Here is a 21646-nt window from a genome sequence, read left to right on the forward strand (position 1 = left end):
GCGCGAAAGGAACCACATGGCGGGGCGGAACGGGCGCACGGTGCGCGACCTCAGGCGGGCCAACCGCGCGGTCGTGCTGCAGCGGCTCTACTTCGACGGACCCCTCAGCCGCTTCGAGCTCGGCCCGGTGACCGGCCTGAGCTCCGGTTCGGTCAGCAACGTCGTCGCGGACCTGGTCGCCGACGGCCTGGTCGAGGAGGCCGGCAGCGTCGACTCCGACGGCGGCCGTCCCCGCACCCTGCTGCGTGTGGCACCCGGCGCCGGCCACATGATCGGCGTCGACGTCGGCGAGACCCGGGTGCGCGTCGAGCTGTTCGACCTCACCCTCACCGAACTCGCCCGCACCGAGCGGCCCTTGGCGCAGCAGCGCTACGACGTCGAGGTCATCGTCGGCCACATCCGCGACGGGATCGCCGAGGTGCTCGCCGGCGCCGGCCTCGGTCCCGAGCAGCTCCTCGGCGTCGGCATCGGCGTCCCCGGCATCGTCGAGCGCACCCCGGAGCGCGGCGCCGTCGTCCACGGGCAGACCATCGGCTGGGACGCCGTCCCGCTGGAGTCGCTGCTCCGCTCGACCTCCGAACTCCCCGAGGCAGTCCGCTACTTCATCGACAACGGCGCCAAGACCCTCGGCCAGGCCGAGATGTGGTTCGGCGCCGGGCGCGGAGCGCGCAACGCGATCGTCGTGCTGTTCGGCTCCGGCGTCGGGGCCTGTCTCGTGACGCCCGAGGTGGAGCACGGGCGGGCGGTCGAGTGGGGGCATCTGACGGTACGGGTCAGGGGGCGCCGCTGCCGGTGCGGTGCGCTCGGCTGCCTGGAGGCGTACGCGGGGGCGGAGTCCCTGCTGGAGCGGTGGCGCGAGGAGGGTGGGCGACCGCCCGAGGACGCGGACGAGGAGACCGCTCTGACGGCCATGCTGGCATCGGCCTATCCGGTCGAGGGGGGCGAGGCCGATCCGGTTGCCCTGGCCGTGCTGGAGGAGACCGCCGAGTATCTCGGTGCCGGGCTGTCCGACCTGATCAACCTGTTCCAGCCCGAGCGGATTCTCATCGGGGGGTGGGCGGGGCTTCAGCTGGGGGCGCGGTTCCTGCCCGCGGTGCGGCGGTATGCGGCCTCGTACGCACTGCGGCATCCGGCCGAGAAGGTGAGCATCGATCTCGGGCGGCTCGGGCCCGACGCGGTGACCGTCGGGGCGGCGATTCTGCCGCTGGCGGACTTCTTCGCCCGGGGCGGGCGGCGGCTTGAGCCGGTGCCTGAGGGGCCGGTGCCTGCGTGGCAGACGGCGTTGGAGGAACGCACTCCCTGACAGCCCCCCGCCCCTTTGGGGCGCACCCCCAGGTTTCGGTGGTCACCGGTGGAGGTACTCGCGTCTCGCTCGAACGACGTGAAGGGAGTGCGCCGTGGCCGATCGGCACGACACAGGCCAGGGCGGCGAGCCCGTGCCGCGGGATCTGCCTGACCAGCAGGTCGGCGAGGGTGAGGACCCTCTGGACATCCCCGTTCCGGACGTGGAAGCCGACACGTCCGACGACGAGGTGCCGGACACCGACGAGGCCGGTACCGGGCGCCGCGACGGCCCCCGTTCGGCCACCGTCCATCCCGAGCACCCCGCTCCGGACGAGTCCTCCGCCTGACCGCGACAGGAGCCCAGCATGGGTATCGGCGACCGGGTCCGCGCATGGCCCGTCTACCGGCAGCTCACCGGCACCGACCGCACGGGCCGGGGGAGCGCCGCGAAATCCTCGTACACCGAAGGCCTGCGTCCCCGCACGGACAGCGCGGAGCGCGTGGTGCAGTCCGTCTGCCCCTACTGCGCGGTCGGCTGTGGCCAGCAGGTCTATGTGCGGGACGAGAAGGTCGTGCAGATCGAGGGCGACCCGGCCTCGCCGGTCAGCCGCGGGCGGCTGTGCCCCAAGGGCTCGGCGACCCTCCAGCTGACCACCGGACCGGCCCGCGAGTACCAGGTGCTCTACCGGCGTCCGCACGGCACCGACTGGGAGCCGCTCGACCTGGACACGGCCATGGACATGGTCGCCGAGCGGGTCATCCGCACACGGCGCGAGACCTGGCAGTGGGAGTACGAGGGGATGCGCACCGCCCGCACCATGGGCATCGCCAGTCTCGGTGGCGCCACCCTCGACAACGAGGAGAACTACCTCATCAAGAAGCTGCTGACCGGCCTCGGCGTGGTGCAGGTGGAGAACCAGGCACGGGTCTGTCACTCGTCCACGGTCGCAGGGCTCGGCACCTCCTTCGGGCGCGGCGGCGCCACCACCTTCATGCAGGACCTGCAGTTCTCCGACTGCATCGTCATCGAGGGCTCCAACTTCGCCGAGTGCCACCCGGTCGGCTTCCAGTGGGTGATGGAGGCCAAGAAGCGCGGCGCCACCATCATCGACGTCGATCCGCGCTTCAACCGCACCAGCGCGCTCGCCGACCTGTACGTGCCCATCCGCGCGGGCACCGACATCGCCTTCCTCGGCGGGATCATCAACCACGTACTGACCGAGGAGAAGGACTTCCGCGAGTACGTCCTCAACTACACCAACGCCTCCACCCTGGTCGGCGAGGACTTCCGCGACACCGAGGACCTCGACGGCGTCTTCTCCGGTCTGGACGAGGAGAAGAAGCACTACGATCCCACCTCCTGGCAGTACGAGGGCGTCGAGATCCAGCAGCCGGCCGGCGAGGCCGACGAGCTCTACGAGGAGCGCACCCGCAAGTCCGCCGGCGCCGAGGCCCACGGCTCCGGCGGAGCACGTACCGGACACCGCGCCCCCGCCGACGAGACCCTCCAGCACCCGCGCTGCGTCTACCAGATCCTCAAACGGCACTACGCCCGCTACACGCCCGAGATGGTCGAGGAGGTCTGCGGCATCCCCCGCGAGACCTTCCGGCAGGTCTGCGACGCGCTGACGGCCAACTCCGGCCCCGAGCGCACCAGCGCCTTCTGCTACGCCGTCGGCTGGACCCAGCACACCACCGGCGCCCAGTTCATCCGCGCCGCCTGTGTCCTGCAACTCCTGCTCGGCAACATCGGCCGCACCGGCGGCGGCATCCAGGCCCTGCGCGGCCATGCCTCCATCCAGGGCTCCAGCGACATCCCCACCCTCTTCAACCTGCTGCCCGGCTACATCCCGATGCCGCACGCCCACGAGGACATGAACCTCGACAACTTCGTCGAGACGACCCGCACGGTGAAGGGCTTCTGGGCCGACATGCGGGCCTACCTCGTCAGTCTGCTGAAGGCCTACTACGGCGATGCCGCCACACCCGACAACGACTTCTGCTTCGACCACCTGCCGCGGCTGACCGGCTCCCACTCCACCTACGACACGGTCATGGCCCAGCTCGACGGCGACTGCAAGGGCTACTTCCTGCTCGGCGAGAACCCGGCGGTCGGCTCCGCCAACACCCGTCTGCAGCGGCTGGGCATGGCCAACCTGGACTGGCTGGTCGTGCGCGACTTCTCCCTCATCGAGTCGGCGACCTGGTGGAAGGACGGCCCCGAGATCGAGACCGGTGAGCTGCGCACCGAGGACATCGGCACCGAGGTGTTCTTCTTCCCGGCCGCCTCGCACACCGAGAAGTCGGGGTCCTTCACCAACACCAACCGCTGGGTGCAGTGGCACCACCAGGCCGTGGAACCCGAGGGCGACGCCCGCAGCGACCTGTGGTTCATGTACCACCTGGGCCGCCGCATCAAGGAGAAACTGGCCGGCTCGACCGACCCCATGGACCGGCCGATTCTCGACCTCGCCTGGGACTACCCGGTCAACGGGGACCTCGAGGAACCCGCGGCCGACGCCGTGCTCGCCGAGATCAGCGGGCACGGACCCGACGGCGCTCCACTGAGCGCGTACACCGAGCTGAAGGACGACGGCTCGACCCGCTGCGGCTGCTGGATCTACTGCGGTGTCTACGCCGACGGCGTCAACCAGGCCGCGCGCAAGAAGCCGCACTGGGAGCAGGACTGGGTGGCCGCCGAGTGGGCCTGGGCCTGGCCCGCCAACCGGCGCATCCTCTACAACCGCGCCTCCGCGGCCCCCGACGGCACCCCGTGGAGCGAACGCAAGAAGTACCTCTGGTGGGATGCGGAGGAGGGCAAGTGGACCGGGCGTGACGTCCCGGACTTCGTGCCCGACCGCGCACCGGACTTCGTGCCCGACGAGGACGCGGTCGGCCCCGACGCGCTGCGCGGCGACGACCCGTTCATCATGCAGGCCGACGGCAAGGGCTGGCTGTTCACCCCCGCGGGCCTGGAGGACGGCCCGCTGCCCACCCACTACGAGCCGCAGGACTCGCCGTTCCCCAACGCCCTGCACCCCTCGACCCCGCGCAACCCGGTGCGCCAGCTGCTGCCGCGCGAGGGCAACCGCTACCACCCCAGCGGCGACGAGAAGGGTGCCGGCGTCTTCCCGTACGTCGTCACCACGCACCGGCTGACCGAGCACTTCACGGCGGGCGGGATGAGCCGCTGGTCGGAGTATCTCTCCGAACTGCAACCGGAGTTCTTCTGCGAGGTCTCGCCCGCGCTGGCCCGCGAACGCGGCCTGGAGAACGGCGGCTGGGCGACGATCGTCACGGCCCGCAACGCGGTCGAGGCGCGGGTGCTGGTGACCGACCGCATCCGGCCGCTGCGGGTGCAGGGCCGCACCGTCCACCAGATCGGCCTGCCCTTCCACTGGGGCCCCAACGGTGTCGCGAAGGGCGACGCCGCCAACGAACTGATGGCCATCGCGCTCGACCCCAACGCCCACATCCAGGAGGACAAGGCGCTCACCGCCGACATCCGCCCGGGTCGCCGCCCGCGCGGCCCGGACCTGCCGAGGCTGGTCGCCGAGTACCGCACCCGGGCCGGTATCACCCCGGACACCGGAACGGAGGCACGCAAGTGAGCGAGGAACGCGTCGGCTTCTTCACCGACACCTCCGTCTGCATCGGCTGCAAGGCCTGCGAGGTCGCCTGCAAGGAGTGGAACGCCATCCCGGAGGACGGGCTGTCGCTCACGGGCATGTCGTACGACAACACGCAGGCGCTCGGCGCCTCGACCTGGCGGCACGTGGCCTTCATCGAGCAGCCCCGCCCGGACGGCCGCACCCAACTCCCGCTGGTCGAGGGCGAGTCGACCGCGCAGGAGACACCGGTCGGCGGCGACGGCGAACTGCGCTGGCTGATGTCCTCCGACGTGTGCAAGCACTGCACCCACGCCGCCTGCCTCGACGTCTGCCCCACCGGCTCGCTCTTCCGCACCGAGTTCGGCACGGTCGTCGTCCAGGAGGACATCTGCAACGGCTGCGGCTACTGCGTGCCCGCCTGCCCGTACGGCGTCATCGAGCAACGGCCGCACGACGGACGCGCGTTCAAGTGCACGATGTGTTACGACCGCCTTGGCGCAGGGCAGGAACCGGCCTGCGCCAAGGCCTGCCCCACCGAGTCCATCCAGTTCGGCCCGCTCGACGAACTGCGCGAGCGGGCCGCGCTGCGCGTCGACCAGCTGCACGAGGCGGGCGTCACCGACGCCCGCCTGTACGGCCACGACCCGGACGACGGCGTGGGCGGCGACGGGGCGTTCTTCCTGCTCCTGGACGAGCCCGAGGTGTACGGCCTGCCACCGGACCCCGTGGTCACCACCCGCGATCTGCCCCAGATGTGGAAGCACGCGGGCGCCGCGGCCCTGTCCCTGGTGGGCGGCCTCGCGGCCTGCTTCGCGCTGGCGGGAAGGGGCCGGCGATGAGCACCACCGAACGCGCGGGACGCAGGCGGCGGCGCGGCGAGCAACCCGTCGTCCCCCGGGCCGAGTTCGAGTCCTACTACGGCCGCCCGGTCATCAAGGCACCCTCCTGGGCCGCCCCCGACATCGCCGGGTACTTCTTCCTCGGCGGGCTCGCCGGAGCAGGCTCGGTGCTCGCGGCGGGGGCGCACCTGACCGGACGTACGAGGACCGCGACAGCACTGAAGGTGTCCTCGCTGGCCTCCGTCTCCCTGTCGGCCGCCGCCCTGATCCACGACTTGGGCAAACCGGGCCGGTTCGCGAACATGCTGCGGGTGTTCAAGCCGACCTCGCCCATGAGCATGGGGTCCTGGCTGCTCGGCGCCTACGGGCCCGTGGCGGGTGCGGCCGCCGCGAGCGCCGTGACCGGCCGGGCGCCGCGTCTCGGGGGCGCGGCGACCGGCGCCGCCGCCCTGCTGGGCCCCGCGGTCGCCACCTACACCGCGGTGCTGGCCGCCGACACCGCCGTACCGGCCTGGCACGGCGTCCACCGCGAGCTGCCCTACCTGTTCGCGGCGTCCGCGACGGCGGCGGCCTCCGGGATGGCCCTCGTCGCCGGGCCCACGAGCGAGAACGCCCCGGCCCGCTGCGCCGCCGGGCTGGCGGCGCTGGCCGACGCGGCCGTCACGAAGGCGGCCGAGCAGCGCCTGGGCATGGTCGCCGAGACCTGGCGGGAGGGCCGGGCGGGCGCACTGCTCCGGGCGGCGCAGCTGCTCACCGCCGGGGGTGCCGTCACCGCCGCCCTCTTCGGCGGACGGCGCGGCGCCGCGGTCGCCTCCGGGCTCGCCCTGCTCGCGGGTTCGGCGTGCACCCGCTTCGGCGTCTTCGCGGCGGGCGTCGCCTCGGCGCAGGACCCCAAGTACACAGTGGTGCCGCAGCGCGAACGGCTCGACGAGCAGGTGTAGACGCCTTCCGGCGAGCAGGTGCAGAGACCTTCCGGGCGGGTCAGCCCGCCTTGCGTGCCCGCAGCGGTTCGCTCTGCGCTCCCGCATCGTGCTGGGCCGGCGCGGCCGCGGTCGCCTCCGGGCTCGCCGTCCTCGCCGGGTCGGCGTGCACCCTCCGGCGTCTTCGCGCAGCGAGTATCGCTTCGGAGCAGGACCCAAGTACACGGTGGTGCCGCAGCGCGAACGGCTCGACGAGCAGGTGTAGACGCCTTCCGGCGAGCAGGTGCAGAGACCTTCCGGGCGGGTCAGCCCGCCTTGCGTGCCCGGAGCGGTTCGCTCTGCGCTCCCGCATCGTGCTGGGCCGGCGCGGCCGCGGTCGCCTCCGGGCTCGCCGTCCTCGCCGGGTCGGCGTGCACCCTCCGGCGTCTTCGCGCAGCGAGTATCGCTTCGGAGCAGGACCCCACGTGCACGGTGGTGCCGCAGCGCGAACGGCTCGAAGAGTTGGCTTCCGGGCCGGTCAGCCCACCTTGCGCCCGCGCAGCGGTTCGGTCCGTGCCCCCTCGCCGTGCTGCAGGCCCTGGAGGAACTCCTCCAGGACTTCGCTCGCCTCGTGCTCCGGGTGCCAGCCCAGCTCGGCACGCGCGCGCGTGCAGTCCATCAGCGGCAGCCGCAGGACCGCGTCGAACAGATGCGGCGACGCGGGCAGCAGATGCAGCCCCCAGGCGGCGGCGATCGCCGAGCGGGCCGCGACGCGGGGCAGCCGGAGCGGGCGGGTGTCCAGCAGCTGGGCGAGCAGCTCGGCGTCGACCGGGGGCTCGGCCGCCAGGTTGAAGGCGCCGCGGACCTCGGAACCGAGCGCGAGGACGTACGCCCTGGCCGCGTCGTCGGTGTGCAGCGCCTGCACCCGCAGGCCCGGGATATCGGGGAGGAAGGGCAGCAGCTCCGGGCGCGCCAGCGGGCCCGGCAGGAAGCGGCCGCCGAAGATCCGGCGCTGCTCGCTCGCCGACTCGCGCTTGAAGAGGAAGGCGGGCCGCATCCGGACCACCCGCACCTCAGGGTGGTCGCGCTCGAAGGTGTCCAGGGTGCGCTCCAGATAGGCCTTCTCCCGGCAGTACGCGGCATCCGGCCAGCCGTGCGTCGGCCACGACTCGTCCACCGCGTGGTCCTTCGGCCCCGGAGAGTAGGCACCCACCGACGAGGCGTGCACGAGCGTCGGCACCCGGGCCGCCGCGACCGCCTCGAACACCCGGATGCTGCCGAGGACGTTCGTGCGCCAGGTCGCCGCCGGATCATGCGTGGGCTGGAAGGCCCACGCCAGATGGACGACCGCGTCGGCGTCCTCGAACTCCTTGGCCAGATCGGCCTGTTGGGACGCGAGGTCGACCGCGGACCACTCCGTCCGGGCCGGCGACCACTCGGGGATCCGCCGGGCCAGACCCAGCACGGACCCCACCTGCGCCTCCTCCGAGAGGAGGCGCACCACACTGGTGCCGACGTTGCCGGTGGCACCCGTGACCACGATCCTGCTGCCCACTGCGCTGCTCACCTTCGGCTCCTTCCGGCCGTACGGTCCGAAACGGGGTCACCGAGTACCCGGCGGGGACGAGGGCACGCGGAAGCCGCCGTATGACCTCGGAGGTAATCGACGCCCGCACCGGCGCCCGGAAGCATGGAGGACGTACCCACCCCACCGGATCGCAGGAGGACGTCCCATGCCGTATTTCGCCAGCCCCGCCGACGGTGCCCAGCTGCACTACGTCGACTACGGACCGGCCGACGGCCCGGTGGCGGTCTTCGTCAACAGCGCCTACCTGGGCACCGAGATGTGGGAGTTCCAGATGCTGCCGCTGGCGGCCGAGGGCTACCGCTGCGTGGGCCTGGACCGGCGCGGGCACGGACGCTCCGAGGACGTCTGGAACGGCTACGACCTCGACACCCTCGCCGACGACCTGTACGGACTGCTGGACCATCTGGATCTGCGCGCGGTGACGCTGATCGGCCACTCCGTGGGCAGCGCGGAGATCGTGCGCTGCCTGGCCCGGCACGGCAGCGGCCGGGTGACCCGCGTCGCGCTGGTGGCGGGCATCGCCCCGGGCGTGGCCCGCACGGAGGACAACCCGGACGGCTGGGACCCGGCGGTCATGCGGGCCGGCAACGCGGCCTTCCTGCGCGACCGGGCGGCGTTCTTCAACGACCCAGACGCACTGCGCGACTTCTTCGCCCTGCACCTGCCGGGCAACGACGTCTCGCCCGCCTACGTCCGCTACCTCAGCGAGCGCTGCCTGGTGTCCACCGCGCGGGCCTCCAGCGCCGTCCAGGAGACCATCGTCACCCTCGACGTCGCCCCCGAACTGGCCAAGCTGGAGGTGCCGTTGCTCGTCGTGCACGGCACGCACGACGTCTCGGCACCCCTGGAGACGACCGGCCGGCGCGCCGCCGCCCTCGCCCCCGACGCCACGCTCAAGGTCTACGAGAACGCGGGCCACGGCCTGTTCGTCACCCACGCCGAGCGACTCACCGCCGACCTGAGGGAGTTCATGACCGGCTGAGCCCCGGCGGCTCCCGGCACGGGCAGCAGGGAGATGATCAAGGCATGAGCGAGATCGTCCTGATGTCCGACGTCCGGGTCGCCGCCGTACCGGTGGCGGAGAACGGCGAGCCCCTCGTCGACGTACGAGAGAAGCTCCTGGTCGACGACCGCAAGCACGAGGACTCCCACGGCGCCGAGATCCTCCTGCGCCGGGGCGTCCTCGACCGCCTCCTCGCCGCACAGGACCTGCTTCCCGAGGGCCTGCGTCTGCTGTTCGTGGAGGGATACCGGCCGCCCGCCCTTCAGCGCCGCTACTTCGACCGGTACGCCGACGAACTGCGCGCCGCACACCCCGACTGGCCCGCCGACCGCATGCGCGCCGCCGCCAGCCGCTATGTCTCCCCGCCCGAGATCGCCCCGCACAGCGCGGGCGCGGCCGTCGATCTGACCCTCGTCGACGCCGACGGCCGCGAACTGGACCTGGGCACCGAGATGAACGCCAACCCGGAACAGAGCGACGGCGCCTGCTACACGGACGCCCCGAACATCACGCAGGAGGCCCGCGCCCACCGTGCCCTGCTCGGCGGGGCGCTGACGGCCGCCGGGCTCGTCAACTACCCCACCGAGTGGTGGCACTGGTCCTACGGAGACCGCTACTGGGCCCTCGTGACCGGCGCACCCGCCGCCCTGTACGGGCCCAGGGAGCTGGGCGGCTCCTAGGCGAAGGCGTTCACGCCCGTCAGCTCCGCCGACAACTCCCACAGCCGGGCGGCCTGTTCGGGGTCGATCGCCCAGTCCTTGACGCCGCTGGTCGCGCCGTCGACCGCGAGCTCGGCGATGTCGCAGTCCTCCAGGTAGACGCCGCCGAGGCCGTCCAGCTGGGCCGAGGTCGCCGCCCACACCTGGGTGGCCGCGCCCTGCGGCGGGGTCTTGAAGCCCTCGGGGTTGAGGATGTTGCCGTCCTCGTCGATCCAGCCGCGCTCGATCATCTCCGCCTTGGGGATGTGCCGCTGGAGCGGGGTGAGGATGCCGCCGGGGTGCAGGGAGAAGGCGCGCACGCCGGCGTCGCGGCCCAGCTTGTCGAGGTGGACGGCGAACAGGACGTTCGCGGTCTTGGCCTGCCCGTAGGCCTGCCACTTGTCATAGCCCTGAGCCCAGTGGACGTCGTCCCAGCGCATGCCCGAGAAGTGGTGGGCGCGGGAGGAGACGGAGACGACGCGGGCGTCGGGCGCGATCGCCGGCCACAGCCGGTTGACCAGGGCGAAGTGGCCCAGGTGGTTGGTGGCGAACTGGGCCTCCCAGCCGGGCCCCACCCGGGTCTCCGGGCACGCCATGATCCCGGCGTTGTCGATCATGAAGTCGATGTTCCGCCCGGAGGCGAGGAAGCGCTCGGCGAAGGCCCGCACGCTCTCCAGGTCGCCGAGGTCCAGCTCGTCCACCTCGACGCCGTCGAGGCCGGTCAGCGCCTCCTCGGCGGTGGCCCGGCGGCGGGCCGGGACGACGACCCGGGCGCCCGCCTTGGTCAGGGCGCGCGTGGTCTCCAGGCCGAGCCCCGAGTAGCCGCCGGTGACGACGGCGAGCTTGCCGGTCAGGTCGACGCCCTGAAGGACGTCGTCGGCCGTGCTCGTGGCGCCGAAACCGGATCCGATCTTGTGCTGTGCAGTGCCAGTGCTCATGTTGAGAACGCTACGGATTGGAGTGCTCTCGAAGTCAAGCGCGGACCGGCGCATTCGGGCGCGGGCAAGGAAAGAGCCCCGACCGGACGGGGGAGGCCGGTCGGGGCTCGCCAGGGGGTGGGCACGGATGGCGGTCGCCTCTCGGCGAAGGGCTCCACATGGCTTCAGCCGAACGATCGTCCCTGTGGGCGAATGGTGAGGCCCGGGGACACTGTCCCATCCGCACCCACGGATGGTTCAACGGCGAACTACCGCTGGGTGTTCCGGTGTTCGACGCCTCATGGGGTGATCCGCGTCACCCGTTCGGGGCGCTCAGGCCAGCGGGCTGTTCTTCAAGTCGGACAGCAGGTGCGCGGGGTCGTCGTAGACGGCCTCGGCTCCCGCCTCCTCCAGGTCGGCGCGCGGGACGCCGCCGCACAGCACGCCCAGACAGCGCACGCCGGCGCGACTGCCCGCGCGCATGTCCCACACGGTGTCGCCGACGAAGACCGCCCGTTCCGCGGGCACCCCGGCCAGTTCCAGGGCGCGCTCGACCGGCTCGGGAGCCGGTTTTCCCTCCTGGACGTCGTCCGCGCTCGCGGTGGCGGTGATCGCGTCGTCGGCGGAGATCGCGCGGCGCAGAGCGGAGAGTTCCGGGCCGCTCGCGGAGGTGGCCAGCACCACCTTCCAGCCGTCGTGGTCGAGGCGCCGCAGCAGCCGCCCGGCGTCCTCGAACGCCGGCAGCCGGTCGAAGTACTGGCCGTACAACGCCTTGTGCGCGGCGCTGAGTTCGGCGTCCTGGTCGGTGTCCCGCCGGTCGCCCAGCAGCCGGGCGACGAGGTCCTCGGAACCGAGGCCGACGGAGCGGTGGATGGCGTGCATGGGCACCTTGTGCCCGGCCTGCCGGAAGGCCTCCCACCAGGTCGCCACGTGCAGGTGGTTGGTGTCGACGAGGGTCCCGTCGACGTCGAACACGGCCGCCCGTTCCATGCGCACTCCTTTGCTGTCTCGCTGCCCCGAGTACCACGTCAGGTTGCTGCCACTCCTGCGGGCGTGCGCCGCGAGCGGGTCCAGGCCAGCAGCTCCTCCAGGCTCCAGGTGTTCACCACGCGCTCGGCCGGCACCCCGCACTCCTCCGCCCGGGCGCAGCCGAGGATCAGCCAGTCCAGCTGGCCTGGCGCGTGCGCGTCGGTGTCGACCGAGAACAGCACTCCCGCCTCGACCGCCCTGCGCAGCAGCCGCCGCGGCGGATCCAGCCGCTCGGGCCTGCTGTTGATCTCCAGGGCGGTGCCCGTCTCGGCCAGCGCGGCGAACACCTCCCCGGCGTCGAACTCCGACTCGGGCCGCCCCCGCCCGGTCACCAGCCGCCCCGTGCAGTGCCCGAGCACATCGGAGTGCGGATCGCGTACGGCGGCCACCATGCGGCGGGTCATCGAGCGGGCGTCCATGCGCAGCTTGGAGTGCACCGACGCCACCACCACGTCGAGCCGCTCGAGCAGCTCCGGCTCCTGGTCCAGCGTGCCGTCGTCGAGGATGTCGCATTCGATGCCGGTGAGCAGACGGAACGGCGCCCAGGTGGTGTTCAGCTCCGCCACCACGTCCAGCTGTTCCCGCAGCCGCTCGGGTGACAGGCCGCGGGCCACGGTCAGCCGGGGGGAGTGGTCGGTGAGGACCGCCCACTCGTGCCCGAGGGCCTTCGCGGCCCGGCCCATCTCCTCGATCGGGCTGCCGCCGTCCGACCAGTCCGAGTGCAGATGGCAGTCCCCGCGCAGCCTGGCCCGCAGCCCCGCACCGGCCCGCTCCCCGCTCGGCGCCTCCGCCTCGCCCTCCAGCTTGCGCAGATAGCCGGGCACCTCTCCGGCCAGGGCCTCCCGGACGACCTGCGCGGTCTTCGGGCCGACCCCCTTGAGCGACTCCAGCGACCCGGCGGACGCCCGCTGCCGCACCTCGTCCGCGGACAGGGACGCCAGCACGCGGGCCGCCGTACGGAAGGCACGGACGCGATACGTCGGCGCCAGGGACCGCTCCAGCAGGAAGGCGATCCGCTCCAGTGCCTCGACGGGATCCATGGGCACCTCCTCCTCCAGGGTTCCCCAGCCCCGGGCACCCCGCACGGTTTGTCCCGCGCGCACCCGGGTACTGCGATGCGCACCCCTGCACCGTCCAGGAGGAGGTCGGCGATGCCCACATCAGCTCCCGCCAAGGTCGCCGTGGTCACCGGTTCCGACTCCGGCATCGGCCGCGCCACCGCCGTCCGTCTGGCCCGGGCGGGCATGGACGTCGGCATCACCTGGAACAGCGACCTCAAGGGCGCCGAGGAGACCGCTCAGGAGGTCCGCGCCCACGGCCGGCGGGCCGCCGTGGCCCAGATGGACCTCACCCGGCTGCCCACCGCGGCCGGCACCGTCGACGAGCTGTGCGACCGGCTCGGCCGACTCGACGTGCTGGTCAACAACGCCGGTACGGGCACCATGACGCCCTTCCTCGACCTGGAGCTGGACACGGTGCGCGAGGTCGTCGAGGTCGACCTGATCGGCCCCTTCCTGTGCGGGCAGCGGGCGGCGCGGCACATGATCCGGCAGGGCGACGGCGGCCGGATCGTCAACGTGACCTCCGTCCACGAGCACCAGCCGCGGGTCGGCGCCGCCCCCTACTGCGCGGCCAAGGGCGGCCTCGGACTGCTCACCCAGGTCATGGCCCTGGAGCTCGCCGAGTACGGCATCACCGTCAACGCGGTCGCGCCGGGCGAGATCGCCACCCCGATGACCGGCCAGGAGGACACCGACGTGCACACCGAACCCCGCCCCGGCATCCCCGTGGGACGGCCCGGCGACGCCCGCGAGGTCGCCGCCGTGATCGCCTTCCTCGCAAGCCCCGACGCCGCCTACGTCACAGGCGCCTCCTGGAGCGTGGACGGCGGCATGCTGCGGATGGGCCCGCAGGCCGGCTCCCACCTCAGGAGCGACGACTGGCGTCGCCCCTGAGCCGGCCGCCGTGAGACTGCGCCCCACAGCTCCTGCGACGGCCCCGGCTTCACCCGCATCCGCCGCGGCCGCGGCTTCCGCTACCGGGACCGGACCGGCGCACCGCTGAAGGACCCCGAGTACCTCGCCCGCATCCGGGCCCTGGTCATCCCGCCCGCCTGGCGCCAGGTGTGGATCCGCCCCCGGCCCCATGGCCATCTTCAGGCCGTCGGCACCGACGACGCCGGGCTCTGCCCGAACTGCGCGCCCAGGTCGCCCTCGCCGGCCGCGGCCTGTCCCGGTCCCGCATCGCCGCCTGCGCCGTCCGCCTGCTCGACCTCGGCTTCTTCCGCATTGGCAGCGACCGGCACACCCGCCGGAGCGAGCCCTACGGCCTGACGACGAACACGTCACCTGCGGCCGCGGCGAGATCGCGTTCAGCCACCCGGCCAAGGGCGGCACCGCGATCGTACGAGCCCTCGTCGACGAGCAGGCCCTCGCGGTCGTACGCGCCCTGCCGCCGCAACGGCGGGGAGCGGCTGCTGATCCGCTGGGACCGGCCCGCCTGGCACGACCTGCTCGGCGACGACCTCGATGAGGCGCTGCGCCGGCTGTCCGGCACCGGGACGGCCGCGCCGTCCGCGAGGTCAGCCACTACCTCGGCAAAACCCCTGCTGTGTGCCGTGCCTCCTCCATGGATCCCCGGGTTGCGGAGCGCTTCGAGCAGGGGGAGACCATCGCCCCCGTGCTCACCCGGCTGGGTGAACACGGGGACTTCGGCCGTCCCGCGACGCAGGGCGCCGTCGGGGCGGCGGTGCTCGGTCTGCTGCGGCGCTGACACCCCCGAGCCACCTGGGCCCGATGCGTCCTACGCTCTATTGCATGACCGAACAAGCAGCTCCCTACATCTCCAATCCACGGATCATGGTGCTCGGGGTGCAGCCGGGCACGCCGCCGTTCCGGATCGTGGAGATCGACGGCGAAGTGATCGGTGAGGCCAAGTCCGTCACCGACGTCCTGGAGGCGGCAGCCACCTTCGGTATCACGGTGCACGACATGGACGACCCGGACGTGGTGCGCTGGGTCGGCGGCGACAAGTTCACCTGGAAGCTGCACTGACGGTCCGGCTCAGCCGACCGTCCACTTCTGGTTGGCGCCGCCCGAGCAGGTCCAGATCTGCAGCCGGGTGCCGTTGGCCGAGTTGTTCCCGGTCACGTCGAGGCACTTGTCCGCCTGCGGATTGACGATGTCGTGCGCTGCGGTGACCGTCCACTTCTGGTTCGGGCCGCCGGTGCAGTCCCACAACTGGACGGTCGAGCCGTCCGCGGTGCCGTTGCCGGTGACGTCCAGGCACTTGCCGAGCGCGCGCAGGGTGCCGTCGGAGCCCGCGGTCCACTGCTGGGCGGCGGTGCCGTTGCAGTCGTACAGCTGGACCGGGGTGCCGTTGGCGGAGTTCGCCCCGGCGACGTCCACGCACTTTCCGGCCAGTCCCCTGATCGCCGCCCCGGTGGCCGAGTCGCCGGTCGTCACCGACACCGAGTCCACCACCAGCTGCTGCGGGAACGACGTGGAGCCGTCCGGATCGCCGGGCCAGTAGCCGCCCACCGCCAGGTTCAGGATCAGGAAGAACGGCTTGTTGAACACCCAGGTCCTGCCGCCCAGATCGGCGGGTGTGCGCCGTTGGTACACGTTGCCGTCCACGGACCAGGTGATCGAGTCGGGCGCCCAGTCGACGGCGAAGGTGTGGAAGGCGTCCGCGAAGGCCTGCCCGTTCGGGAGGGAGTAGGCGGCGCCGATGCCGCCCGAGCCGGAGTAGCCGGGGCCGTGGATGGTGCCGTGCACGGTGGACGGCTCGTAGCCGACGTTCTCCATGACGTCGATCTCGCCCGAGTCCGGCCAGTTGACGGGCGTGCCGAGCATCCAGAACGCGGGCCACATGCCCTGCCCCCGCGGGATCTTCATCCGTGCCTCGACGTGCCCGTACTGGGCGTTGAACTTCCCCGAGGTGTTCAGCCGCGCCGAGGTGTACTGGCAGGTTCCGTACCAGCACTGGTAGTTGGCCGGGTTCTCGCGCCGGGCCGTGATCACCAGGTGCCCCTGGCCGTCCAGGGCCGCGTTCCGGGTGCCCGAGGTGTAGTACTGCCGCTCGTGGTTGTTGACGTTGTCGCCGGTCTCGGTCTGCCACTTCGAGGAGTCGACCGCGGCCCCGGCCGGTCCGTCGAAACTGTCGGAGAACGCCACCGCGGCGGCGGCCGCCCCGGGCGGATCCGCCTGCGCCGCACCGGTCGCGGCGGAGGCGACCAGCACGGCGGACAGGGCGGCGAACAGACATCTGCGCAGCAGGCGTGGGGAGGCCACGGCACTTCCTTCCGTACGGCGGCCGGGCGCACCCAGGCGCCGGCCGAGGTGGGGGGTGCAGGCGTCGCCTCTTGATTTAAGGAGTGAGATAAGTGGGCGTCAATACTTTGGTACGGACCAGGAGTTGAGCGGAGGAGCTATGCGCCCTTTGCCCGCTTCGCCGCCCGTCGCGGCAGCCGCTCCCGCGCGTGCACCGCCCGGCTCAGCCGCCGCCCCAGCAGGAGGTAACCCACCAGCGCCCCCGCGGTGTTGAGGATGACGTCGTCGATGTCGAAGGCCCGGCCCTCGACCAGGGCTCCCTGGGCGAACTCCACGAGCAGCATCACCACCGCGGTCAGCGCCAGCACCCGCAGCAATCCGCGTGCCCGCGGCGCGACGACCGGCACGAGGATGCCGAACGGAACGCCCAGCAGCACATTGCCGCCGATCTGCTTCACGGCGTCCCGGAACGCCGGCTGGTCCAGATAGAGCCGCAGGGTGCTGCCCGGATGCAGGTTGGTGTGGGCCATCGCCACCGAGGCGGGGGAGGGCTGCAGGGTCAGCCGGGCCAGCACCACGGCGAACGCCACCATGAACCCGAAGGCGCACAGCATCGCCAGCAGCCGGATCGGCAGGGCCAGTACATGTCGCTCACGAGGAGCGGGCTGCGACGTGCCCCCGGGCTTCGCGGACTTCTTCGCCTTCTCCGGCTTCCTGGCCTTTCTCGCGAACCTCTTCGGCTTCTCGGACGTGCCGGTCTTGGTGGTACGCAGGCGCAACGCTGAACGTGCTCGCAAGGCTGCACGGCCCATCAGGTCCTCCAGTCTTCAACTTCCCTGCGTTCTAAGGCGGTTACCCGCTCGGCGGCCGAGAATGCCGCCGCCCGGCCGGCGCGGCCCGGATGTCCTCGCGGTTTCCCTTCCTGCCGTAGGGGCACTCCGGCGGTGGAAGCCAGCGCGCCGCCGTCCGAGGCGCCCGCCGCGATGTTTGGATGCCGCGGGACGGACATACCGGATGTACCGGACATCCGGCATGTGGCGGTGCGCGAGCAGAGCCCGAGGAGGTGGCGCATGACCCCGCGAACGGCCCTGTTCACCGTGGTCGAGCTGCTGGGCTGGTGGATCGCGCTCGGACTGCTGTGGCTGGTCCTCATCAGCACCGTCGACACGCTGGAACTCCTCGTCGGCGCGGGCTGCGCCGGCGTGGGCGCGGTTGCGGCCCGGGGCGCACGACGGGCGGTGAGCGGGGCGTGAACGGCTGGACGCTCGCCGCCACCGTCGGTCTCGCCGGCGGACTGGGCACCGCGCTGTGGGGTGTGACCACCGGTCCGCTGCGCCGCCGCGTCGTGGCCCAGAACCTGGCATCCGCGCTCGCCTGCCCCAGCCTGCTCCTCCTCTCCCAGGCCTACGACCGCCCCTCCTACGTCGACCTCGGCCTCGTCCTGGCCCTGCTCGGACCCGTCGGCACCCTCGTCTTCGCCCGGCTGCTCGCCGAGGAACTCGCCGAGGACCCGCCGCGCGCCTGGGGGCCGACCCTGACGGTCGCCGGCCTCGGCGCGGCCGCCGTGACCGCCCTGTGCATCGCCACCGGCCCCGGCCGGGCCATGGTGAAACTCCTCGTCATCGGCGCCTTGCTGATCAGCGGGAACATCATCGCCTCGCGGGCCCTGGCCGGCGGATTCCGGGGGGTCCGCGGTGGCTGACGCCGTGATCGTCGTGGCCCTGCTGCTGGTCGCGGCCTGCGCGACCGCGGCCGTGGCAACCCGCGACCCCATGCGCCAGGCCCTCGTCCTGTCCCTCCTGGGCATCGTCCTCGCGGTCCTGTTCACCGTGCTCCAGGCGCCCGACGTCGCGCTCTCCCAACTGGCCGTCGGCTCCGCGCTGACGCCGCTGCTGCTGATGCTCACCGTCCGCAAGATCAAGCGGCGCGCGCAGGGCAAGGAGCGTGAGCGGTGACCCGCCGCGCCCGGCTGTGGGTGCTGCTCGTAGGCGGTGCGGGCCTGGCCGCCCTGCTCGTCGTCGCCTGCCTGGACCTGCCGCACTTCGGCGGCGACCGCCACCCCTACGGCGACCGGGCCGTGCACGCCTCCCTGGCCCGGCGGACCGCCAACACCATCTCCTCCGTCAACTTCGACCAGCGCGCCTTCGACACCCTCGGCGAGATGACCATCCTGTTCTCCGCCGTCCTCGGCTGCGTGATGCTGCTGCGCCAGACCCGCGACGAACACCGCGCCCGCCCCGAGCCCGCCGAAGTCGCCCTGCCGGTCCGCCGCTACGCCCTCGTCGTCCTGCCCGTCGCCCTGCTCAGCGGCCTGTACGTCATCGCCCACGGCCAGCTCAGCCCCGGCGGCGGCTTCCAGGGCGGAGTGGTCGCCGCGACCGCCCTGCACCTGCTCTACCTGGGTGCCGACTACGCGGCCCTGGAACGTATCAGGCCGATCGGCGCCTTCGAGGTCGCCGACGCCCTCGCCGCCTCCGCCTACCTGGTGATGGGCATCGCGGGCCTGATCGGAGGCACCGCCTTCCTCGCCAACACGCTGCTGCCGTACGGCACGTTCAACACGCTGTCCTCCGGCGGCACCGTCCCGCTGCTGAACGCGGCCATCGGCATGGAGGTCGCCGGCGCGGTCGTCGTGCTGCTCGCCCGCTTCCTGGACCAGGCCGTCGAGATCGAGGAGGAGAGCGGCACATGAGGGCCGTGATGGATGTACTGCCGTACCTGGTCGCCGCCTGGGTCTTCCTGGTCGGCTGCTACGGCCTGGCCACCAGCCGCAACCTGATCCACGCCGTCGGCTGCCTGTCCGTGTGCCAGGCCGGCACCTATGTGCTGCTGCTGTCCGTGGGCTACCGCGACGGCGCCACCGCACCGGTGTTCTCCGACGTCAAACCCGGCTCCCGGCCCGTCGTCGACCCGGTCGTGCAGGCGCTCACCCTCACCGACGTCGTCGTCGGCGCCACCGTCACCGCGCTGCTGCTCGCGCTCGTCATGCAGATCGCCAAACGCCACGGCACCGTCGACCCCGACGAACTCTCCGAGCTGCGCGGCTGATGAACGACCTGCTGCCCCTCGTCGTCGCCGTACCCCTGCTGGGGGCCGCCCTCCTGGCCGCCGCGGGCCGCCGGCTGCCCCGGGTGGCCGCGGAGTCCGTCGGATGCGCCGTCTCCGCCGGCGCGGCCGGGCTCGCGATCGTGCTGCTGCTGAACTCCTCACCGCCCATGACCGAGTGGGTCGGCGGCTGGCAGCCCGTGAACGGCGAGAGCGTCGGCATCGTCCTGACCGGCGACGGGCCGGGCCTCGGCATGGCCGCGCTCGCCTCACTGCTGACCCTGGCCGCACTGTCGTACTCCTGGCACTACTTCGACGAACCGCCCCGCCGCCACGCGGGGTCCTTCCCCGCGCTGATGCTGCTCTTCCAGGGCGGCATGTGCGGCTTCGCGCTCGCCGGCGACCTGTTCAACATGTTCGTCTGGTTCGAGCTGATGAGCGTCGTCGCCTACGCACTGACCGGCACCCGCGTCGAGGAGGCCAAGGCCGTCCAGGGCGCGCTGACCTTCGCGGTCGTCACCTCGCTCGGCGCGTACGCCACGCTGATGGGCCTCGGGCTGCTGTACGCCCGGACCGGCGAACTGGCGCTGACCCAGATCGGGCGCGGCCTGGACCGGCACGGCGGGCCCGACGCGCTCGTCCTCACCGGTTTCGTCCTGGTCCTGACCGGACTGCTGGTCAAGTCGGCCGCCGTGCCCTTCCACTTCTGGCTGCCCGACGCCCACGCCGTCGCGCCGACGCCCGTGTGCATGCTGCTGTCGGGCGTCATGGTCGAACTCGGCACGTACGGCGTCTGGCGGGTGTACGGGAGCGTGTTCTCCGGGCCCGGCGGGGTGCCCGCCGGGGAACTGACGCGGGTGCTCGTCGTGCTCGGCGTGCTGACGGCCGTGATCGGCGCCGTCATGTGCTGGTACCAGCGGCACCTCAAACGGCTGCTCGCGTACTCGACGGTGGCCCACACCGGCCTGTTCCTCATCGGGATCGGCGTCCTCAGGCCCGAGGCGGACGACGGGGTCGCGCTGTACATCCTCGGCCACGCCGGTGTGAAGGCCGCCCTGTTCGCCTGCACCGGCATCCTCCTCGACCGGTACGGCAGCGTCGACGAGCACGCCCTGCACGGGCGCGCCCGACGGCTGCGCGGGCTCGCCGTCCTGTACACCGCCGGGGGCCTCGCTCTCGCCGGACTGCCCCCGTTCGGCACGTCACTCGGCAAGTCCGTGGCCGAGGAGGCCGTGGGCGGCCCCCTCACCGTCGTGTACGTGGTGGCGAGCGCGGTGACCGCCGGTGCGGTGCTGCGGGTCGCCGCCCGCGTCTTCCTCGGCCTCGGGCCCACGCCGCCCGACCACGGCGAGTACGAGACGTCGGGTTCCGGCGAGCAGCCCGAGACCGGCCACCGCATCAGCCGGGTCCCAGGCCCGATGACCGTGGTCCCCACCGTGCTGCTCGCCGCCGCGCTGGCCGTCGGCGTGGCCCCCGGCTTCGCCCGGCTCGTGGCGCACGGGATGAGCGAGGCGGGCTCCGGCGGGGTGGTGGTCTCCACCCCGCACTGGACCCTGCCCGGCGTGCTCTTGGGCCTTGCCTCGACCCTGCTCGCCCTGGGACTCGCCGCCGTCGCCGTCACCCGCCCCAGGCTGCTCGCCGCCCCCGACTGGGCGCTGCCGCTGCGGCGCCTGCAGTCCGGGCATGTCGGGGACTACGTCGCCTGGGTGCTGGTGGGGGCCGCACTGCTCGGCGCCCTTGCCCTGCCGGGGGTGGCGGGGGGCGGCTGATCAGCTGCCGTAGCTGACATGCACCTCCTTGAAACCGAGGGAACGCAGCAGACCGTCGAGCATGTCGGTGGTGTTGGACTCGGCGCGCCGGGTCAGACCGCTGTCCTTGGCCGCGTCACCGATGTGCCTGACCGCGAGCTTCTGCACGGCCTGCTCACTGTTGGGATTGTCCGAGAACAGGTCGCCGAGCCGGTCCAGGAGACCGCGCTGCTTGGAGACGGCGTAGGAGCGGTCCGGGTCGAGGGCCGGCTTGCCGAGCGCCGCGTGCGGCAGCCGGAGCGTGGCGGACGTACGGTCGCCGTTGACCGTCACGTCGTCCTTGCCGACCTTGCCGAGGTCGACGTAGGCGTCGACGGTGCCCGCACCGATGTACAGCGTGCGGGAGCCGCGGATCGCGTCGGGCAGGTACTTGGTGTCCTTTTCCAGGTCGACGACGACCTGGAAGTTGCCGGAGGCGGCGTCGTAACGGCTCATGTCCTGGATGGACTGGAGCAGTGCGGGTCCCGAGCGGTCGTGCGTTTCGGTGCCGAACAGGTCCTTGAGGCCAGGGAGCACACTCAGCCGGATCCCGGCGAAGAACACCACGAGCACCAGCACGACGGCGCTCACCGCCTTCGCCCAGCCGGGCATGCGCCTGGACATGCGCCTGATGGGAGTCGTCATGGCGACGGCCCTCCTTCCTACAGTGCGCAT

Annotated in this window: 25 protein-coding genes; 17 read left to right on the forward strand and 8 right to left on the reverse strand. The window is 72.4% G+C overall.

The window, feature by feature from the left end:
- The first annotated feature begins 16 nt into the window (after nt 1-16).
- The 5 genes from ACWC1K_RS16445 to nrfD all read left to right on the forward strand — a co-directional run bounded on the left by ACWC1K_RS16445 (nt 17) and on the right by nrfD (nt 6675).
- Nucleotides 17-1303 carry an ROK family protein gene (locus tag ACWC1K_RS16445; RefSeq protein ID WP_450831926.1) on the forward strand — a complete coding sequence of 429 codons (1287 nt, stop codon included), beginning with the start codon at nt 17-19 and terminating at the stop codon, nt 1301-1303.
- A gap of 94 nt (nt 1304-1397) precedes the next feature.
- Nucleotides 1398-1631, forward strand: a complete 234-nt coding sequence (locus ACWC1K_RS16450; protein ID WP_450831928.1) for a hypothetical protein — start codon at nt 1398-1400, stop codon at nt 1629-1631.
- 18 nt (nt 1632-1649) lie between these two features.
- Nucleotides 1650-4895, forward strand: coding sequence for a formate dehydrogenase (gene fdh / locus ACWC1K_RS16455; protein ID WP_450831930.1), 3246 nt, complete (start codon nt 1650-1652; stop codon nt 4893-4895).
- Entirely contained in the window at nt 4892-5734 is an 843-nt protein-coding gene (locus ACWC1K_RS16460; protein ID WP_450831931.1) for a 4Fe-4S dicluster domain-containing protein, read from the forward strand. The genes fdh and ACWC1K_RS16460 overlap by 4 nt, the downstream gene beginning before the upstream one ends.
- Complete coding sequence (gene nrfD, locus ACWC1K_RS16465) at nt 5731-6675, forward strand: NrfD/PsrC family molybdoenzyme membrane anchor subunit (RefSeq protein WP_450831933.1); 945 nt, start codon at nt 5731-5733, stop codon at nt 6673-6675. Before ACWC1K_RS16460 ends, nrfD begins: the two co-directional genes overlap by 4 nt.
- A gap of 496 nt (nt 6676-7171) precedes the next feature.
- Here the strand turns inward: nrfD and ACWC1K_RS16470 are convergent, their stop codons facing one another.
- Nucleotides 7172-8200, reverse strand: coding sequence for an SDR family oxidoreductase (locus ACWC1K_RS16470; protein WP_450831935.1), 1029 nt, complete (start codon nt 8198-8200; stop codon nt 7172-7174).
- Nucleotides 8201-8366: 166 nt separating this feature from the next.
- On the opposite strand from ACWC1K_RS16470, the gene ACWC1K_RS16475 reads away from it, so the two are divergent.
- Complete coding sequence (locus ACWC1K_RS16475; protein WP_450831937.1) at nt 8367-9203, forward strand: alpha/beta fold hydrolase; 837 nt, start codon at nt 8367-8369, stop codon at nt 9201-9203.
- 44 nt (nt 9204-9247) lie between these two features.
- Nucleotides 9248-9904 carry a M15 family metallopeptidase gene (locus ACWC1K_RS16480; RefSeq protein WP_450831939.1) on the forward strand — a complete coding sequence of 219 codons (657 nt, stop codon included), beginning with the start codon at nt 9248-9250 and terminating at the stop codon, nt 9902-9904.
- Here the strand turns inward: ACWC1K_RS16480 and ACWC1K_RS16485 are convergent.
- The 3 genes from ACWC1K_RS16485 to ACWC1K_RS16495 all read right to left on the reverse strand — a co-directional run bounded on the left by ACWC1K_RS16485 (nt 9901) and on the right by ACWC1K_RS16495 (nt 12908).
- Nucleotides 9901-10860 carry an SDR family NAD(P)-dependent oxidoreductase gene (locus tag ACWC1K_RS16485; RefSeq protein WP_450831941.1) on the reverse strand — a complete coding sequence of 320 codons (960 nt, stop codon included), beginning with the start codon at nt 10858-10860 and terminating at the stop codon, nt 9901-9903. The two genes, ACWC1K_RS16480 and ACWC1K_RS16485, sit on opposite strands and share 4 nt — an antisense overlap.
- A gap of 312 nt (nt 10861-11172) precedes the next feature.
- A complete protein-coding gene (locus ACWC1K_RS16490; RefSeq protein WP_450831943.1) occupies nt 11173-11829 on the reverse strand; it encodes an HAD family hydrolase in 657 nt (218 codons plus the stop codon).
- A gap of 38 nt (nt 11830-11867) precedes the next feature.
- Entirely contained in the window at nt 11868-12908 is a 1041-nt protein-coding gene (locus ACWC1K_RS16495) for a PHP domain-containing protein (protein WP_450831944.1), read from the reverse strand.
- 111 nt (nt 12909-13019) lie between these two features.
- On the opposite strand from ACWC1K_RS16495, the gene ACWC1K_RS16500 reads away from it, so the two are divergent.
- Nucleotides 13020-13823, forward strand: coding sequence for an SDR family oxidoreductase (locus ACWC1K_RS16500; RefSeq protein ID WP_450831946.1), 804 nt, complete (start codon nt 13020-13022; stop codon nt 13821-13823).
- A 132-nt stretch (nt 13824-13955) separates the two neighbouring features.
- Nucleotides 13956-14201 carry a hypothetical protein gene (locus ACWC1K_RS16505; protein WP_450832156.1) on the forward strand — a complete coding sequence of 82 codons (246 nt, stop codon included), beginning with the start codon at nt 13956-13958 and terminating at the stop codon, nt 14199-14201.
- On the opposite strand, the gene ACWC1K_RS16510 is transcribed toward ACWC1K_RS16505, so the two are convergent.
- Nucleotides 14191-14457, reverse strand: coding sequence for a hypothetical protein (locus tag ACWC1K_RS16510; protein WP_450831948.1), 267 nt, complete (start codon nt 14455-14457; stop codon nt 14191-14193). The two genes, ACWC1K_RS16505 and ACWC1K_RS16510, sit on opposite strands and share 11 nt — an antisense overlap.
- A 39-nt stretch (nt 14458-14496) precedes the next feature.
- On the opposite strand from ACWC1K_RS16510, the gene ACWC1K_RS16515 reads away from it, so the two are divergent.
- The gene (locus tag ACWC1K_RS16515; protein ID WP_450831949.1) at nt 14497-14640 is read left to right on the forward strand and encodes a hypothetical protein; all 144 of its coding nucleotides are present in this window, start codon (nt 14497-14499) and stop codon (nt 14638-14640) included.
- Between the two features lie 44 nt (nt 14641-14684).
- Nucleotides 14685-14921, forward strand: coding sequence for a hypothetical protein (locus tag ACWC1K_RS16520; RefSeq protein ID WP_450831950.1), 237 nt, complete (start codon nt 14685-14687; stop codon nt 14919-14921).
- Between the two features lie 9 nt (nt 14922-14930).
- Here the strand turns inward: ACWC1K_RS16520 and ACWC1K_RS16525 are convergent, their stop codons facing one another.
- Together ACWC1K_RS16525 and ACWC1K_RS16530 are read right to left on the reverse strand one after the other, a co-directional pair.
- Nucleotides 14931-16160 (reverse strand): ricin-type beta-trefoil lectin domain protein, encoded by a 1230-nt coding sequence (locus tag ACWC1K_RS16525; RefSeq protein ID WP_450831951.1) that lies wholly within the window; start codon nt 16158-16160, stop codon nt 14931-14933.
- Nucleotides 16161-16297: 137 nt separating this feature from the next.
- Nucleotides 16298-16951: a VanZ family protein gene (locus tag ACWC1K_RS16530; RefSeq protein WP_450831953.1), complete on the reverse strand. Its 654-nt coding sequence runs from the start codon at nt 16949-16951 to the stop codon at nt 16298-16300.
- Nucleotides 16952-17209: 258 nt separating this feature from the next.
- On the opposite strand from ACWC1K_RS16530, the gene ACWC1K_RS16535 reads away from it, so the two are divergent.
- From ACWC1K_RS16535 to ACWC1K_RS16560, 6 genes are read left to right on the forward strand one after another with little or no spacing between them, the layout of a single operon-like run.
- Complete coding sequence (locus ACWC1K_RS16535; RefSeq protein ID WP_450831955.1) at nt 17210-17392, forward strand: hypothetical protein; 183 nt, start codon at nt 17210-17212, stop codon at nt 17390-17392.
- On the forward strand, nt 17389-17841 hold the full coding sequence (locus ACWC1K_RS16540) for an MrpF/PhaF family protein (protein ID WP_450831957.1): 453 nt from the start codon (nt 17389-17391) through the stop codon (nt 17839-17841). The genes ACWC1K_RS16535 and ACWC1K_RS16540 overlap by 4 nt, the downstream gene beginning before the upstream one ends.
- The gene (locus tag ACWC1K_RS16545; RefSeq protein ID WP_450831958.1) at nt 17834-18094 is read left to right on the forward strand and encodes a Na(+)/H(+) antiporter subunit B; all 261 of its coding nucleotides are present in this window, start codon (nt 17834-17836) and stop codon (nt 18092-18094) included. Before ACWC1K_RS16540 ends, ACWC1K_RS16545 begins: the two co-directional genes overlap by 8 nt.
- A complete protein-coding gene (locus ACWC1K_RS16550) occupies nt 18091-18831 on the forward strand; it encodes an MnhB domain-containing protein (RefSeq protein WP_450831960.1) in 741 nt (246 codons plus the stop codon). Before ACWC1K_RS16545 ends, ACWC1K_RS16550 begins: the two co-directional genes overlap by 4 nt.
- Nucleotides 18832-18839: 8 nt before the next feature.
- Nucleotides 18840-19187: a sodium:proton antiporter gene (locus ACWC1K_RS16555; RefSeq protein ID WP_450695972.1), complete on the forward strand. Its 348-nt coding sequence runs from the start codon at nt 18840-18842 to the stop codon at nt 19185-19187.
- Nucleotides 19187-20953, forward strand: a complete 1767-nt coding sequence (locus ACWC1K_RS16560; protein WP_450831961.1) for a complex I subunit 5 family protein — start codon at nt 19187-19189, stop codon at nt 20951-20953. The genes ACWC1K_RS16555 and ACWC1K_RS16560 overlap by 1 nt, the downstream gene beginning before the upstream one ends.
- Here the strand turns inward: ACWC1K_RS16560 and ACWC1K_RS16565 are convergent, their stop codons facing one another.
- The gene (locus ACWC1K_RS16565; RefSeq protein ID WP_450831963.1) at nt 20954-21616 is read right to left on the reverse strand and encodes a DUF4230 domain-containing protein; all 663 of its coding nucleotides are present in this window, start codon (nt 21614-21616) and stop codon (nt 20954-20956) included.
- Nucleotides 21617-21646 lie beyond the last annotated feature (30 nt).

Source organism: Streptomyces sp. NPDC001492, assembly GCF_053597275.1.